This window comes from Streptococcus cuniculipharyngis (assembly GCF_007859195.1).
GTDB lineage: Bacteria > Bacillota > Bacilli > Lactobacillales > Streptococcaceae > Streptococcus > Streptococcus cuniculipharyngis.
Window position 1 is genome coordinate 1 of the sequence record NZ_VOHL01000008.1, and the last position, 16503, is coordinate 16503.

Genomic DNA, 16503 nt, shown 5'->3' on the forward strand with positions numbered 1-16503 from the left:
GGGTCTCGGTTGTTGGGATTTCACCAACGGTAACGATCTTACCACCTGAACCTTCTGGGATATTAACATTCTTCTTAACATCATCTTCCGTAATTGGAGTACCTTGTGGTACAACGATTTCGTTAGTTGATGGCTCAAACTTGTCTTTGTCTGGTGTTTCAGACTTAGTTGGAGTTTGTGAAGAAGATTCACTTGGAGTCTCTGATGGAGTCTCGCTTGGTGTTTCACTTGGAGTCTCTGATGGAGTCTCACTTGGGGTTTCACTTGGAGTCTCTGATGGAGTTTCGCTTGGGGTTTCACTTGGAGTCTCGGATGGAGTCTCGCTTGGTGTCTCACTTGGAGTCTCGGATGGAGTCTCACTTGGGGTTTCACTTGGAGTCTCGGATGGAGTCTCGCTTGGTGTTTCACTTGGAGTCTCGGATGGAGTCTCGCTTGGGGTTTCACTTGGAGTCTCTGACGGAGTTTCGCTTGGGGTTTCACTTGGAGTCTCGGATGGAGTCTCACTTGGTGTTTCACTTGGAGTCTCGGATGGAGTCTCACTTGGGGTTTCACTTGGAGTCTCTGATGGAGTCTCGCTTGGTGTTTCACTTGGAGTCTCGGATGGAGTCTCGCTTGGTGTTTCACTTGGAGTCTCTGACGGAGTTTCGCTTGGTGTTTCACTTGGAGTCTCGCTTGGCGTTTCACTTGGTGTTTCGCTTGGAGTCTCTGATGGAGTCTCACTTGGTGTTTCACTTGGAGTCTCTGACGGAGTTTCACTTGGTGTCGGTGTGACCGTCACAGGCACTTCAACAACCTCTGTTGAGCCATCTGGATAACGAACAAGTACTGGTACTGATGGTTTTTTACCTGGGGTGTCAGTACTTGGAATATCGCCAATCTCTACAACTTCACCACCTGAGCCTTCTGGAATTTTTACTTTCCCCTTAACATCGTCTTCTGTGATTGGTGTGCCTTGTGGAACAACAATCTCCTCAGTTGTCGGAGTGTATTTATCCTTATCCCGTTCCTCCACTGTGATCGTCATGGTCTTAGGCTCAGATTCCTTACCTTGGCTATCCACAGCAACAAATGTCACGGTGTAAGTTCCTGGTGTGTTGGTGTCCAAACCACCCTTATCGGTAATCTTAATGGTTGGTTTAGTTGACTCTTTGTTGTCACTATCATCTTCTTTATCAGTAGCACTAGCTTCAGAAATCAGTTGGTCATCAGTAATTTCTGCACCTGCTTTTACCGTGCGATCTGCAGGAGGGGTCACTACCGGCGCTTCATTGGTGATATTATCTTGTGCTTCCTCAGACTCATTGCCCCAACCATCGTAAGCCTTGGCAGTAACGTGTTCTCCCTCTGGCAAGTTAACACCTGCTGGGGTAGGGGTTAGAAGTTTCCCATCAACCATTTGGACTGGTTGACCATCTGGCAATCTAATGTAGCTACCGTCTCCTTGCTTAATGTAAACAACTTTAACCGGTTGTTTGTCTCCATTACTATTTGGATAAGTAACTTCTATCTGCGTTACATCCGGATCACTTGGTGGTGTCACTGGCACAACATCAGCTCCCGCAATAACATCGTCAACAACAGGTGCTGCTGGGGCTGTTACGTCACGAACAATCATTCCAAATTTAGATACCTTAGTATTAACGACACCGTAGTTATTTTTTGGTGTTTGTCCGTCTGCTTGATAGAGTGGCAATAATTCTGAATCAGTCTTATCATCAATTGCACTTGCTGCAATGGCATACAAACCTGGTGTCGTTGGAGCACCTGTAATCTTATACAAGGCCCTACCAGCTTCACGTTCAACAAGCTCTGCTGTCAAACCATCTGGTAAACCGGCTTGCTCAACACCATTAGCACTGTAAGTAAAGACCACCTTATTGAACTCACGATTAGTTGAGGTTGCTTCAACATAAATTGGCTCAATAGCTTCATTAGCCTCTACATCACGATAAGCTTGTTGGTAAATTCTAGGTCTAACTTGACCTTTTGGATCCTCTGTAACATTTGCCTTTTCAGCCGCTACTTTCTCAGGAGTCATGCCATCAGCTAGATTGGTTGCTTGGTTACTTACCGTAATCTCTGGAGCAATGTTATCGACAAAATACAATGGCAAAATTTGCCAGAAATAACCATTAGCATCACGCGCTACGGCATAGTAATCACGTTGGTTATTTTTGTCCCAATTTTCTGGTAGAGTGATTGTCTTTTTATCAGTTGGGCTGTCGAGCTTATAAGCTGCTGATGAATCATTTAAGTCTTTTGAAGCAATACCAACATAAACATCAGCAGAGTCAGTATAAGATCCGTCCATGTTAATTGGAACAGTCTTGTCTGTGGCATAAACATATGAGCTATTGATATGTGTCAATAGTGACTGTTTAGAGACTGTTCCCTCATACGTTGGCTTCGTTACCGTATAGGTTTCAGAGGTAATCGTCTCGTTCGTCTTAGGATTACGAGCCTCAACATAAATCTGATCCCCTTCCTGAATTCCTGGAAGATGAACAGGTGATAGATATGGACGACGACTATCAACTTCTTCACGCTCTGGCTTTGTAGCCGCAGGCGCTTGACCTGTCAAGGTTGTAATCACCTCACCTGTTGATTTCTTAAAGGTATATTCAATTCCTGGCTGAGCGGTGAAAGAAGCATTTGCGGTATTATCTTTGAGGGCGACACCTGCCTCAACAATTTTCACTGGGAAAATTTTATTGGTATCAAAGATAAACATTTGTTGACCATTATCAGGGTCAATTAATGTCACAACTCCGTCACCTGTTGGCAAAGTGCCTAGACGAGTATTGTCCATAGCTCCTGATGTATTGCTTGCTGCAGCAAACATCATTGCTTGACCTTCTAGTTCATTGTCGCCACCCTTACCTGCTGCTGCTTGGTCATCTTTGACAACATTGAAATTGATTAAGTTTTTACGTCCGCCACGCTCTGTCACTACAGCTGCCTGCATCGCTGATTGACCTTCTGCTAGCTTATAACCTTCAAGTGCTGGAGCTGTGCCAACTTCACTAACAGCATTAACTGAGAATTGGACATTCTGGTTAGCTGGTAGGGTTGTCTCTTCAACAACAGATTTATTTGCTGAGTAAACCACCTGCTGAGTATCAACATCGGTATAGGTTACCTTATAGGTTGTTGCAGCTACACGCTTTGTTGACTCTTGAGGAGTTGTAGCAGCCCTAGTTGCTGTTTCCGCTACTGCTACTGAAGCTACTGGCGCCTGAGCCACTTCTGACTTCGCTACTTCTGGGCTTGTTGAGGCTGAAGCTACTGACTCACTACCTGCAGTCGAAGCAGTACTTGTTACCTCCTCACTGGCTACTCTTGTCTCTGATTGAGCGGTAGCACTTGTTGAATTAAGGTCTTGACGAGTTTCTGATGCAGCTACCTCTGAAGCTAGAACTGCTTCAGATGAGCTAGCTGGAGTGGTTACTTCTGTTACCGCTGACGGTTCCGAAACAACTGTGCTGGTTGGCAGATTAGATTCTGTAGCTGCCGTCACCTCTTGTTGTTCAGCCTGAGCTGTTCCCGCAAAAGCTGCAAAAACAGTGGCAATCAAAACAGAAGCTGCACCGAACTTAAATTTCTTAATGCTAAACTTTTGTTTGGTTTCATCATGTTTTTTAAACATGTCTCACATTTCCTCCTTTTTGTGATTAACCCGTATTATACCACCCTGTTCACACCTTCGTCAACCTGTCAACTGATACGCTTGTAAATATTCTCACATTTTTATTCATCTTAAGAAAAGCTTAAGTTTCATTCTTTTTGAGCACTCAAAACCCTATAAACCATGTGAAAACTCTCGTTTTTTAGGAATAAAACACTCTCTTCACCTTCTTTTTTTATTAATATCCGAAAGTATAATTTTATACTCAATTTCCTGATTTTGAGTAATTTTTATGTATTATAAAAAAAAAAAAAAAAACGAAATTTATATTTATACACTAAATTATCTGTCTTTTACAAACATTATTTCCTTTAACCTAGCTTAAAAAGAGCCGCTTTTTGGACTTAAAGTCTGAACATTATAAACATAAATTGTCATTCAAATCTGTCTATTACAAAAAAGAACATGTGACCTAGCTCCCGCAAGGGAGGTTGAATCAACATGTCCTTATCATCAATCTTATTTGACAACAATATTAACGAGTTTATTTGGTACCGTAATGATCTTGACAAGGGTTTTACCCGCAAGGGCTTCTTGGACCTTGTCATCCGCCTTGGCTAAGTCTTCCAGTTGCTCACGCGCCATGTCTTTGGCAACGACCAACTTGGCACGCACCTTACCATTGATTTGGACCACAATCTCAATCTCATCTTCCACCAAGAACTTATCGTCCCAGCTTGGGAATGGCACGTAAGTGATGGATTCATTAGACTGGGTCAAGACCTGCCAAAGCTCTTCCCCCAAGTGAGGGGCAAATGGGGCAATGAGTTGAACAAAGCCTTTGGCATAGTCAGCGTATAGCTGGTCTTCTTTGTTGGCTGCATTGACAAAAATCATCATTTGGGCAATAGCTGTATTGAACTTGAGGGTCTCAATCTGCTCAGTCACTGCCTTAACAGTTTCATGATAGACCTTATCCAAGGCTCCGCTATTTTCCGTGACAATCTCCTTGCTAGTTATCAGGCGATAGACGCGGTCAAGGAACTTGCGAGCCCCTTCCAAGCCTTCTTCTGACCAAGCGATAGAAGCGTCCAGTGGCCCCATGAACATCTCATAAACACGCAGGGTGTCGGCTCCGTACTGCTCAACCACATCATCAGGGTTGACGACATTTTTTAGGGATTTAGACATTTTTGCTGGTGCTTGCTCTAGCTGCTCGCCAGTTTCCACATGGAAATAGCTACCGTCACGTTTTTCCACCTTGTCCGTCGCTACCAAGGCGCCACGGCTATCACGGTAGCTGGTTCCCAAAATCATGCCCTGATTAAAGAGTTTTTGGAACGGTTCCTTGGTTGGCACCACGCCAAGGTCATAAAGGAATTTATGCCAGAAACGTGCGTAGAGCAGGTGGAGAACAGCATGCTCAGCCCCACCAATGTAAATATCCACTGGCAACCAAGCCTTAAGCAAGTCTTCATCCGCCAGTTTTTTGTCATTATGAGGGTCAATGTAACGCAGATAGTACCAACTTGACCCTGCCCACTGGGGCATGGTGTTGGTTTCACGACGACCCTTAACGCCATCAGCACGGGTAACCGTCAGCCAATCCGTCAGATTAGCCAGCGGGCTTTCCCCTGTCCCAGATGGCTTGATGTCACTGGTTTTTGGCAAGACCAAGGGTAACTCTTCTTCAGGAATGGCTGTTGAGGTGCCATCTTCCCAGTGAATGATTGGGATTGGCTCACCCCAGTAGCGTTGGCGGCTGAAGAGCCAGTCACGTAGGCGGTAGGTCACTTGCTCACTACCTCTTCCTTCTGCTTCCAGCCAAGCAACCATCTTGCTAATAGCCTCAGCCTTGTCTAAGCCATCCAAGAAATCTGAATTGATGTGACGGCCATCTTCCGTATAAGCCCCTTGACTGATGTCACCACCCTCGATGACTGGCAGGATTGGCAGGTCAAATTGTTTGGCAAATTGCCAATCACGTTCATCATGGGCAGGCACTCCCATGACTGCCCCTGTCCCATAGCTAGCAAGGACATAATCTGAAATCCAAATCGGCACTTCTTGACCATTGGCTGGATTGATGGCGTAGGCCCCTGTCCAGACCCCTGTCTTGTCCTTGGCAAGGTCAGTCCGAGCCAAATCAGATTTAAGGCTGGCTTGGTGCTTGTAATCAGCGACCAAGGCCGCCTGCTCTGGGCTGGTAATCTCATCAACTAAGGCATGCTCTGGCGATAGCACGGCATAGCTCACCCCAAACAGGGTATCGGGACGAGTGGTAAAAACAGTAAAGTCCTTGTCTGTTCCCTTAATCTTAAAGGTTACATTTGCCCCTGTTGATTTACCAATCCAGTTGCGTTGCATGTCCTTGATGGATTCTGGCCAATCTAGGTCTTCTAGGTCATTAAGCAAACGTTCAGCATAGGCCGTGATTTTAAGCATCCATTGCCGCATGGGCTTGCGAACAACGGGGTAGCCGCCTCGTTCAGAGGTTCCATCTGGTAAGACTTCTTCATTGGCAATGGCTGTGCCTAGTTCTTCCACCCAGTTGACCGGCACTTCTGCTTCATAGGCCAAGCCTTTTTCATAAAGTTTGGTGAAAATCCACTGGGTCCACTTGTAATAATTAGGGTCAGTCGTATTGATTTCACGGTCCCAGTCGTAAGAAAATCCGAGGGCATTGATTTGACGCTTAAAATTGGCGATATTTTCCGCCGTAAATTCAGCCGGGTCATTACCGGTGTCCATGGCGTATTGCTCAGCTGGCAGACCAAAGGCATCCCAGCCCATAGGATGGAGGACATTGTAGCCCTTGGCACGCTTGAAACGACTGAGAATATCTGTCGCCGTGTAGCCTTCTGGGTGACCAACGTGCAGACCTGCCCCACTCGGATAAGGGAACATATCCAAGGCATAAAAATTGGGTTTGTCAGGGTCAGTAGTGGTCTTGAAGGTTTGATTTTCTGCCCAGAAAGCCTGCCACTTAGGCTCGACAGATTTATGATTATAGTAAGACATCAGTTTCTCCTTGTTGACATACGATTATCTAAACAGCCCTAAGAAACACTCATTAGGGCTAAAATATGCTTTATTATACCATTTTTTAGGGGAAAATAATAGATGAAGGGACTACTATTGGAAATAATTGAGCACTCGATTCCATAGGTCCTGGGCTGTTTGAGCCAGATTGGCCTCTTCAACTGCCTTGGTGATATTTTTTTGAGCCTCTTGGGCTGAATCCCTGAGACTGTCAATAATGGACTGGGAATTGCTTTCAGTCGCTGTGTCCGTTAGATAGGTTGGAGCGATGCCATTTTGCTCATAGGCATTTTCAACACTAAACTGATTGCCATCCGTATAAGGCAAAATGTAGCTGGCCAGATTGCTAAAAATATAGGAGGCCGTCCCAGCACTGGAATCACTGAGGTAGTGACTCTCATCTGTTTCGCTGAAACCAACCCATTGGCTGATAACAACATCTGGTGTATAGCCAATGACCCATTGGTCACTGGCTAAATCAGGGTTAAAGTCGGTCTCTGTCGTCCCTGTTTTCCCCGCCATAGTATAGCCGACAACATTGGCATTGACCGCCGTTCCATTAGAGAAGGTGCCCAACATCATGCTAGTCATCTTATCAGCTACGGATTTACTCATGACTCGTTTGGCACTATTGCTAAATTCTTTGAGCACCTCGCCATTGGCGGTTTCGATACGGGTGATGAGATGGGCCTTATTCATGACCCCATCGTTGGCAAAGGCGGCATAGGCCTGAGCCATTTCCAAGGGATTGGTCGTGACACTGCCGCCAAGGGCAACCCCTAACTCCTGCTCCGTCTTAGATAGGTTGAGGCCAAAGCGTTTGCCATAACTAAAGACCTTGTCAAGCCCTAATTGGTCAGCCAGGTAGACGGCAGGAACATTATAGGAATTGGCTAGGGCCTGATACATGGGCACATCTTCACTAGTGTAACCACCATAGTTACTCGGCTGGTAGCCATTAAAATCAATCGGACTATTCGGCAATAGACGATCTGTAGACCAGCCAGCCGCTACCGCTGGGGTGTAAACCACCAAGGGCTTAATGGTTGAGCCTGGGCTACGAGCTGACTGGGTAGCATAGTTGAAACTCCTAAAGGTTGGATCAATGGTCGAGTTGACACGTCCCACCAGACCTCTGACACCACCTGTTTTGGGATCAAGGGCTACACTGGCTGCCTGAGCACTGCTACCATCAGCGGCAAGGGGAAACAATTGGCTATTGTTAAAGGTGGTCTGCATGCCAACTTGATAATTTTGGTCTAACTCGGTATAGATTTTATAGCCATTATTGACAATATCCTGCTCTTTCAAGCCATAAACAGCCATGGCTTCATTGATTACCGCATCAAAATAGGAGGGATAGCGATAGTCATCAACCTTACCCGTATAGGTATCTGCCAAACGATTGCCCATACCAATGGTCGCTGTCTCGTCAGCTACTTCCTGACTAATCATACCTGCCGCTACCATATTTTGTAAGACCGTATCTCGACGATTAGTAGCATTCTCCACCGAGTAATAAGGATTATAAATCTCTGGTCCTTTGAGCATACCTGCCAAGGTTGCCGCCTGGTCCAAACTCAAATCTGCAGCTGTCGTGCCAAAATATTTCTGACTGGCATCTTCTACCCCCCAGACCCCATTACCAAAGTAGGCATTATTGAGGTACATGGTCAGGATTTCCTGCTTGCTATATTTTTTGGTTAATTCCAAGGCCATGAAAAACTCTCTCGCCTTACGCTTGATGGTTTGGTCTTGGGTCAGGTAAGCATTTTTGGCTAATTGTTGGGTAATGGTGGATCCCCCACCAGACCGTCCTAGCGTTAAAATGGCCAACAGGGTCCGCTTGTAGTTGATACCGTCATTTTGATAAAAGGTCCGGTCCTCAGTTGCCAGCACAGCATTTTCCAAATCATCCGAGATGGCATCCAGTTCCACATAAGTCCCCTTTTGACCATAAAGCGTGCCTGCCTGGTCACCATTTTTGTCATAAATGACCGTTGTCGCCTTGAGGGCCTCCTGCAAATTAACCACCTTAGCCGTTTTGGACAGGTAAAAGAGGTAGGTTCCCGACAGGAGGACGAAGCTAGCCACTAAAATCAGAAAAATCTTGCCCAAGCGATAACGTCGCCAAAAACGCCGTAAGGGATTGCGAGTTGAGGGCATAAATCTCTTGATGTTTTGGATAAACTTGGGCTCTGCCTTTTCCTTGGCCTTGTAAACCTGACTTCTCTGGTAGGAGTTGCCATCTAGCTCTTGTCTTGCTTGTTCAGAGGGGGCCTCCTGTACGGATGTCCTCTCCTTTTCCGCTACGCTAGTCTGCTCTAAAGCGCTTTTTTTCTGGATTAATTTTCTAAATATCATGTTCTTATTATAGCAACTTTCATCAAAATCAGCATCAGTCAGCCCTCTGACCGAGAAAATATCAGCCCCTAGACCGAAAACATGCTATAATAAGAGCATGACAATGACCGTAAAACTAATCAATCCCTTTCCTGATTTGACCGTCAAGGAACTCTTGGAAGACAAGCTCTTGATTCCACGAAAAACCAGACACTTCCTGCGGACCAAAAAACACCTACTCATCAACGACCAGACGGTTCATTGGCAGCATCTAGTCAAAATAGGTGATGCCATTGAGTTAATCTTTGACGAAGAAGATTATCCCCAAAAGATTATTCCCTTTGGTGATAAATCCTTGGTCGAGGCTTGCTACCAAGATGACCATCTCATCATTGTTAATAAGCCCGAAGGCATGAAGACCCATGCCAACCAACCGGGCGAAATGGCCCTGCTCAACCATGTTTCGGCCTATGTCGGCCAGACCTGCTATGTCGTTCACCGCCTAGATAAGGAAACCAGCGGCCTCATTCTCTTTGCCAAAAATCCTTTTATCCTCCCCATCCTTAATCAGCTCTTAGAAAAACGTCAGATGTCTCGCCAATATTGGGCCCTGGTTACTGGACAATTTCCTCATAAAAACCTAACCTACAGGGATAAGATTGGGCGTGATCGCCATGACCGTCGCAAACGCCTAGTTGACCCTAGGAAAGGACAAGACGCTGTCACTCACATTAAACGACTCAAACCTTATCAAAACACCAGCCTAATCAATTGTCAATTGGAAACCGGACGAACCCATCAAATCCGTGTTCACCTAGCCCATCATGGCTTTGCCTTAATAGGGGATCCCCTCTATCATGACAAGCCTGACCTTCGCCTCATGCTCCACGCCCACCAACTGTCCTTGACCCACCCCTTGACCTTAGAAAAAATCCAAGTTAAGGCAAAATCCACCAGCTTCGAACAACGATTAGCACAAGAAAAAAGTTAGGAAAATTCCTAACTTTTTTCTAATTTTCTTACATCATCATTGATGGGTCCATGGCTGGCATGGCAGGTGCTGCTGGTTCAGGCTTGTTGGCAACGACTGCTTCCGTTGTCAAAATCAAGCTAGCGACAGAAGCCGCATTTTGAAGGGCTGAACGGCTGACCTTAACTGGATCAATAATACCAGTGGCTACCATATCCACCCATTCCCCATTAGCTGCATTAAAACCTGTTCCAGCTGGGCTATTTTTCAAGCGATCAATAACGACTGACCCCTCGTAACCTGCATTAAGGGCGATTTGACGAACAGGTTCTTCCAAGGCACGCAACACAATGTTCCGACCTGTTGCTTCATCCCCCTCAAGTGTCAAGTCAGCCACTTTGGCAATCACATTGACAAAGGCTGTTCCACCACCTGCAACAATACCTTCTTCAACAGCGGCACGGGTGGCATTGAGGGCATCTTCAATCCGCAATTTCATTTCTTTCAATTCCGTCTCAGTGGCAGCTCCGACCTTGATCACGGCAACGCCACCAGACAATTTAGCTAAACGCTCCTGCAATTTTTCACGGTCAAAGTCAGATGTCGTTGTCTCAATATGAGATTTAATCAAATTCACCCGGTTAGCAATCGCCTCTTCCTGACCTGCTCCCTCAACAATGACCGTCTTGTCCTTATCAACAGTCACTCGGGCAGCTTGTCCTAGATGAGCTAAGGTCGCATCCTTGAGATCAAGGCCTAAATCTTCAGTCAAGACCGTACCACCTGTCAAGATAGCAATGTCCTCTAGCATGGCTTTGCGACGGTCACCAAAACCAGGTGCCTTAACCGCAACGACATTGAAGGTTCCACGGATTTTGTTCAAGACAAGGGTTGGCAGGGCTTCACCGTCCACATCATCAGCGACAATCAAGAGTGGACGACTGGTTTTCAAGACTTCTTCCAAGAGTGGGAGAATCTCTTGGATATTGGAAATCTTCTTGTCAGTCATCAGGATAAATGGATTTTCCAAATCCGCCACCATTTTTTCATTATCAGTGACCATGTATTGTGACAGATAGCCACGCTCAAACTGCATGCCTTCTACCACATCAAGCTCTGTTTCCATACCACGAGATTCTTCAATGGTGATGACACCATCTTTACCAACACGCTCCATGGCTTCACTGATGTATTCACCAACTTTTTGGCTGCGAGATGATACTGCTGCAACCTGGGCAATGGCCTCTTTATTGGCAACTGGTTGGGCAATAGCTTTGAGTTCCTCAACCGCAGTTGCAACCGCCACTTCGATTCCACGACGGATTCCGATTGGGTTGGCACCTGCGGTTACATTTTTCAAGCCTTCACGGACAATGGCCTGCGTCAAAACAGTCGCTGTTGTTGTGCCATCGCCGGCAATATCATTGGTTTTTGAGGCCACTTCTGATACCAGTTTGGCACCCATATTTTCAAAATGATCTTCTAGTTCAATTTCCTTAGCAATGGTCACCCCGTCATTGGTAATCAATGGTGACCCAAATGATTTTTCCAAGACAACATTACGACCTTTAGGGCCAAGGGTCACCTTGACCGTATCTGCCAAAATATCTACCCCACGCACCATGCTCGTGCGGGCATCTGCTGAAAACTTAATATCTTTTGCCATAGCTTACTCCTCCTTACTCAACAATCGCTAAAATATCTGCTTCACGAATAATCACTAAATCCTGCTCGTCTTCTTTGACCTCAATACCTGCCAAAGGTTCCAGCAAGACCACCTGGCCAACGGTAACGCTAGGAGTAACTAGGTCACCATTGATGGTGCGAGGCCCTTGACCAACCGCAAGAATTTCAGCCCTTTTAGGCTTGTCTTGGCTCTTGGTTGCTAGGACCAAGCCACCAACTGTCTCTTCTTTTTCTTCCATTACTTTTACGATCACACGATCACCTAAGGGTTTTAACATATTTACCTCCATTTTTTAGCACTCTTTACCTTTGAGTGCTAATTTATACCTCTATTTTACCACTTAGTCAAAATTAGTCAAGAATAAAGTTTGATTTTCTCGGAAAATTACAGCGCTTCCACATGACCTAGCAGAAAAAGAGAGGAAACTCTCCCTCTCTCAGCCTTAAAATGGTAATGCCTCCTCTTCTAAAACCAAGTCCACCAAATCATCGGTCTGGTTGTTCTCTCGCATCGCTCTTTGGGCTCGGCTTTCCAACAATCGAAAGGAAGTCACCAAGACTTCTGTAATGTAGTGGTTTTGACCGTCCTTTTCATACTTTCTGGTCCGTAACTCACCATCAACTGACAAGAGACTGCCCTTGCTGGCATAGCTGACCAAGTTTTCAGCCGAACGTCCCCAAAATACTAGGTTGATAAAATCAGTTAGATGTTCACCCTCTTGATTCTTAAAGCGCCGATTGACGGCTAGGCTAACTCGAGCCAGGGATTTGTCCGTTGGCGTTTTGACTAATTCTGGTGTCGCTGTCAAACGACCAATTAAAATCGTTTTATTTAACATAATAACTACCTCCTATCTTACTATTCGTAAACCAAGCAGAAAAATAGGATAAATCCGTCAAAAAAAATCACCTTTTGGGAAAATAGTTGATAACGTTTTTTACCATTTCCCCAAAGATAGGTAATCAATCACCTGCCAAATAAGATTGACCAATTCCTGGCCTAAGACAATACTAAGGACTAGGTAAGTCTGTACTTTTCTGATTTTCTTGTCTTTGACCCGCCACTGTATATACAAGCAGAACAGACTCGCTATTAACAGACGAAGGAAGAGTTTACGCCAATTTATCATCTTACGAACCTCCTAAACCGGTTGGTGAAAAGGCCAAAAAAGAGCAAGATAACTTGCTCCATGCTTTATCCTTGCCAATGTTTTTCAGCAGCAAAAGCCTCACCGACCACTGCCGTGTCAGCCAATTCAATAATGCCACGTTTCTGCGGTGCATTTGGTAGGGCCAATTCACGAGGGGAGCACATCATGCCATAGCTGGCAACGCCACGCAAGTCACCTGGGAAAATGAGATTCCCCTTAGGCATCATGGCACCTGGCAGGGCCACAATGGTTTTCAAGCCGACAGCTGCATTGGGAGCCCCTGCTACAATTTGGATAGGTTCTTCTTGACCAACAGCCACCTGACAGATATTGAGGTGGTCACTATCTGGATGGGCCTCCATGCTGACAATTTGGCCGACGACAAACTTAGGCTCCCTATCATTGATGAGCTGCTCTGTAAACCCTTGAGCTGCCAAACTAGCATTGAGCTGGGCCACCTGCTCATCTGTCAACCAGACCTGACCCGAGCCCTCGAGTTCAATCACTTGGGAAAGGTCAAAAATATTCCAGGCCACTGTCTGATCAGTATCCAGCCTAAAGACCCGAGCCACTGGCCCACGGCGATCAACAGCAACTGCCTGACCTTGGTCATCTGCCACGATAACCATCAAGACATCTCCGACCTGCTCTTTGTTATAGGTAAAAATCATCTCTTACTCCTCTATCTAATACTTGCTAAAAATTGATTGATTTCCGCCTTGGTCTTGCGATTTTTATTGACCAAGCGTGCTACTTCCTGATCCTGCTCACGCACCACCAAACTTGGAATGCCAAAAATATCCCATGCCTTTGCCAGATCTAAAAAGACATCTCGATTAAGCTGGACAAAGGTGAAATCTGGATTTTCAGCCTCTAAATCAGGCAGGACAGGATAAAGCACCTGACAATCTGGACACCAATCAGCAGTGAAGAGAAAGACTACTCGCTCTTTGCTAGCTAAATAAGATGCTAACTCCTCTTGCTTTTTAAGCACAATCATTGGCTAACCTCCTCATAGGCAAAATCGCCCTGATAATAACTGAACTGGTAGTGACGACCATCGGTCATGACCACTCCACCACTGGTTGCTTCATCTGCTTGATCATAGTCATTAAAATACATGACTTCAATCGTCCCCAGATTGGTAAAAAATTCTCTTAGTTGAGCTTTCATGGCTTGGTCTTGCTTTTCTTGGTCAGCTTCTTTGAGCCGATAGAAGGCTGCTAGACCGACAAGGCCCAAACTCATCCCCAGAACTAAACCTGCTTTTTTTCGTTTCATACCTGTTATTTTATCATAATTTCAGCAAAATTTCTCTCTGCTCCCAAATTTTTGCTATAATTGAGGAAAAGGAGAGACTTATGAGCGATTTATTCACAAAAATTAAAAAGGTAACAGAATTACAGGCCATCTCTGGCCATGAGCAAGCAGTCCGTGACTTCCTGAGAGCTAAGATTGAGCCCTATGTGGACAAGGTTGAAACAGATGGGCTCGGGGGACTGTTTGGCATTAGGGAAAGTCAAGTTATTGATGCCCCTAAAGTAATGGTAGCCGCCCACATGGATGAGGTTGGTTTTATGGTCAGCCACATTCAAGCAGATGGTACCCTGCGAGCGGTCGAAATTGGTGGCTGGAACCCATTGACGGTTAGTTCTCAACGCTTTACCCTCTATACCAGACAAGGACAAGCCATTCCTGTCATTACAGGAGCCATGCCTCCCCACTTAATCAAGGGTGGCGCTAGTGTGCCAGCCATCTCAGATATTATCTTCGATGCTGGTTTCGACAATAAGGCTGAAGCTGAAGCCTTTGGGATCGCACCAGGCGATGTGATTGTACCAGAAAGTCAGACCATTCTCAGTGCCAACCAAAAATACGTCATGGGCAAAAGCTGGGATAATCGCTATGGTATTCTCATGGTTTGCGAACTTTTGGAAAGTCTGGCCCAAGAACAATTACCCAATCAACTGATTGCCGGGGCTACGGTACAAGAAGAAGTTGGCCTACGTGGAGCTAGAGTGGCTACTAATCTCTTTAAGCCTGATGTCTTTTTTGCCGTGGATTGCTCACCAGCAGGAGACGTTTATGGCGACCAAGGCAAAATTGGTGACGGTACCTTAATTCGTTTTTATGACCCAGGTCACCTGCTCCTGCCAAATGTCAAGGATTTCTTGTTAGATACTGCTGAAGCCGCTGGCATTAAGTACCAATATTATTGCGCCAAGGGCGGCACTGACGCTGGGGCTGCCCACCTGCAAGAGGCCGGCATCCCATCAACCACTATCGGGGTCTGTGCCCGCTATATCCATTCTCATCAGGGCCTCTATGCCCTGGACGATTTCCTTGAGGCACAAGCTTTCTTACAAGCCCTGGTTAAAAAACTAGACCAGTCAACCCTTGATTTGATTAAGGCTTACTAACTAAAAAACTCCTAGACTCTATTGGTCTAGGAGTTTTCTCTATCTTATGACTTATTTCAAACGCTCAACGTCACGTGCAATGACCAGTTCTTCGTCTGTTGGGATAACCAAAACCTTAACTTTTGAATCAGCTGTTGAAATGTCACCTGCAAAACCAAAGACGTTCTTCTCTGGGTCAACTTCCATGCCAAACCAGCTCAAGCCCTTGACCACATCACGACGAATCATCCAACCATTTTCACCGATACCTGCGGTAAAGACAAGGGCGTCAACACCATTAAGAACAGCCATGTACTGACCGATAAATTTCTTAACACGGTCAACAAACATGTCATAAGCCAAGGTTGCCCCTGGATGGCCTTCTTCCATGGCATTTTCAATGTCACGCATGTCACTAGATAGGCCAGACACACCTAGCAAGCCTGACTCTTTGTTCAGAACATTGGTGACTGCTGCTGCATCTTCTAGTTCTGGTACATTTTCCACCAAATAAGGGATGATAGCCGGGTCAATATCACCTGAACGTGTTCCCATCATCAGACCGGCAAGTGGTGTAAAGCCCATTGACGTATCAACAGATTTTCCATGGAGGTTGGCCGTAATTGACCCACCATTACCGATATGGGCTGTGATAATTTTCAATTCTTCAATTGGTTTGCTAAGCAATTTAGCTGCCTCATGAGCAACATAATAGTGGCTAGTACCATGGGCACCGTACTTACGTACCTTGTAGTCTGTGTAATACTTGTCTGCGATAGGGTAACGGTAGGCTACCTCTGGCATGGTCGTATGGAAAGCCGTGTCAAAAACAGCAACGCTGGTAATATCAGGCAAAAGTTCCTTAAAGGCACGGATACCAGCTGCATTGGCTGGATTGTGAAGGGGTGCTAATGAAGATAGCTCCTCAATCTGTGCCAAGACCTGGTCGTCAATTAGCACGGACTCTTTGAACAATTCGCCTCCAGCAACAACACGGTGACCGACACCTGTGATTTCATCATAGCTAGCAATGATATTGAAGCGAATCAAATCATCCAAAACCAACTTCACAGCTTGAACGTGGTCTGCCACGTCAAGGGTTTGAGATTCCTTTTTCCCGTCAAATTTTACGGTTGAAATAGAATCGCCCAAACCGATACGCTCAATAATCCCTTGGGCCAAAACGTCTTCTTCTGGCATTTTGTAAAGTTGCCACTTAAGGCTCGAGCTTCCTGCGTTAATTGCAATTGTTTTCGACATATCTACATCTCCTGAAATCGTTTACGT

At 45.6% G+C, this 16503-nt stretch carries 13 protein-coding genes; 2 read left to right on the top strand and 11 right to left on the bottom strand.

Annotation, left to right across the window (positions count from 1 at the left end; genetic code table 11):
- The 3 genes from FRX57_RS07015 to pbp2a all read right to left on the bottom strand — a co-directional run.
- A partial coding sequence (locus tag FRX57_RS07015) for a Rib/alpha-like domain-containing protein (RefSeq protein WP_146568056.1) occupies nt 1–3646 on the bottom strand: 3646 nt, incomplete at its 3' end.
- Nucleotides 3647–4144: 498 nt separating this feature from the next.
- Entirely contained in the window at nt 4145–6646 is a 2502-nt protein-coding gene (gene leuS, locus FRX57_RS07020; RefSeq protein ID WP_146568058.1) for a leucine--tRNA ligase, read from the bottom strand.
- Nucleotides 6647–6760: 114 nt separating this feature from the next.
- Entirely contained in the window at nt 6761–9031 is a 2271-nt protein-coding gene (pbp2a, locus tag FRX57_RS07025) for a penicillin-binding protein PBP2A (protein ID WP_146568060.1), read from the bottom strand.
- A 97-nt stretch (nt 9032–9128) separates the two neighbouring features.
- Between pbp2a and FRX57_RS07030 the strand changes: the two genes are divergently transcribed.
- Nucleotides 9129–10001, top strand: coding sequence for an RluA family pseudouridine synthase (locus tag FRX57_RS07030; protein ID WP_146568062.1), 873 nt, complete (start codon nt 9129–9131; stop codon nt 9999–10001).
- A 28-nt stretch (nt 10002–10029) separates the two neighbouring features.
- Here FRX57_RS07030 and groL read toward each other — a convergent pair whose 3' ends face one another.
- The 7 genes from groL to FRX57_RS07065 all read right to left on the bottom strand — a co-directional run bounded on the left by groL (nt 10030) and on the right by FRX57_RS07065 (nt 14098).
- Entirely contained in the window at nt 10030–11646 is a 1617-nt protein-coding gene (gene groL, locus FRX57_RS07035) for a chaperonin GroEL (protein ID WP_146568064.1), read from the bottom strand.
- A gap of 13 nt (nt 11647–11659) precedes the next feature.
- Nucleotides 11660–11944: a co-chaperone GroES gene (gene groES, locus FRX57_RS07040; RefSeq protein WP_146568066.1), complete on the bottom strand. Its 285-nt coding sequence runs from the start codon at nt 11942–11944 to the stop codon at nt 11660–11662.
- 165 nt (nt 11945–12109) lie between these two features.
- Entirely contained in the window at nt 12110–12505 is a 396-nt protein-coding gene (locus tag FRX57_RS07045) for a single-stranded DNA-binding protein (RefSeq protein WP_146568068.1), read from the bottom strand.
- Nucleotides 12506–12604: 99 nt separating this feature from the next.
- Nucleotides 12605–12796, bottom strand: coding sequence for a hypothetical protein (locus tag FRX57_RS07050; protein ID WP_146568070.1), 192 nt, complete (start codon nt 12794–12796; stop codon nt 12605–12607).
- Between the two features lie 65 nt (nt 12797–12861).
- Nucleotides 12862–13488, bottom strand: coding sequence for a YtpR family tRNA-binding protein (ytpR, locus tag FRX57_RS07055; protein ID WP_146568071.1), 627 nt, complete (start codon nt 13486–13488; stop codon nt 12862–12864).
- 11 nt (nt 13489–13499) lie between these two features.
- Nucleotides 13500–13817 carry a thioredoxin family protein gene (locus FRX57_RS07060; RefSeq protein WP_146568073.1) on the bottom strand — a complete coding sequence of 106 codons (318 nt, stop codon included), beginning with the start codon at nt 13815–13817 and terminating at the stop codon, nt 13500–13502.
- Nucleotides 13814–14098, bottom strand: a complete 285-nt coding sequence (locus FRX57_RS07065; RefSeq protein ID WP_146568075.1) for a DUF4651 domain-containing protein — start codon at nt 14096–14098, stop codon at nt 13814–13816. The genes FRX57_RS07060 and FRX57_RS07065 overlap by 4 nt, the downstream gene beginning before the upstream one ends.
- Nucleotides 14099–14178: 80 nt before the next feature.
- On the opposite strand from FRX57_RS07065, the gene pepA reads away from it, so the two are divergent.
- Nucleotides 14179–15237 (top strand): glutamyl aminopeptidase, encoded by a 1059-nt coding sequence (gene pepA, locus FRX57_RS07070; RefSeq protein WP_146568077.1) that lies wholly within the window; start codon nt 14179–14181, stop codon nt 15235–15237.
- A 51-nt stretch (nt 15238–15288) separates the two neighbouring features.
- Here pepA and FRX57_RS07075 read toward each other — a convergent pair whose 3' ends face one another.
- Nucleotides 15289–16476: an acetate kinase gene (locus FRX57_RS07075; RefSeq protein WP_146568079.1), complete on the bottom strand. Its 1188-nt coding sequence runs from the start codon at nt 16474–16476 to the stop codon at nt 15289–15291.
- Between the last annotated feature and the right edge of the window lie 27 nt (nt 16477–16503).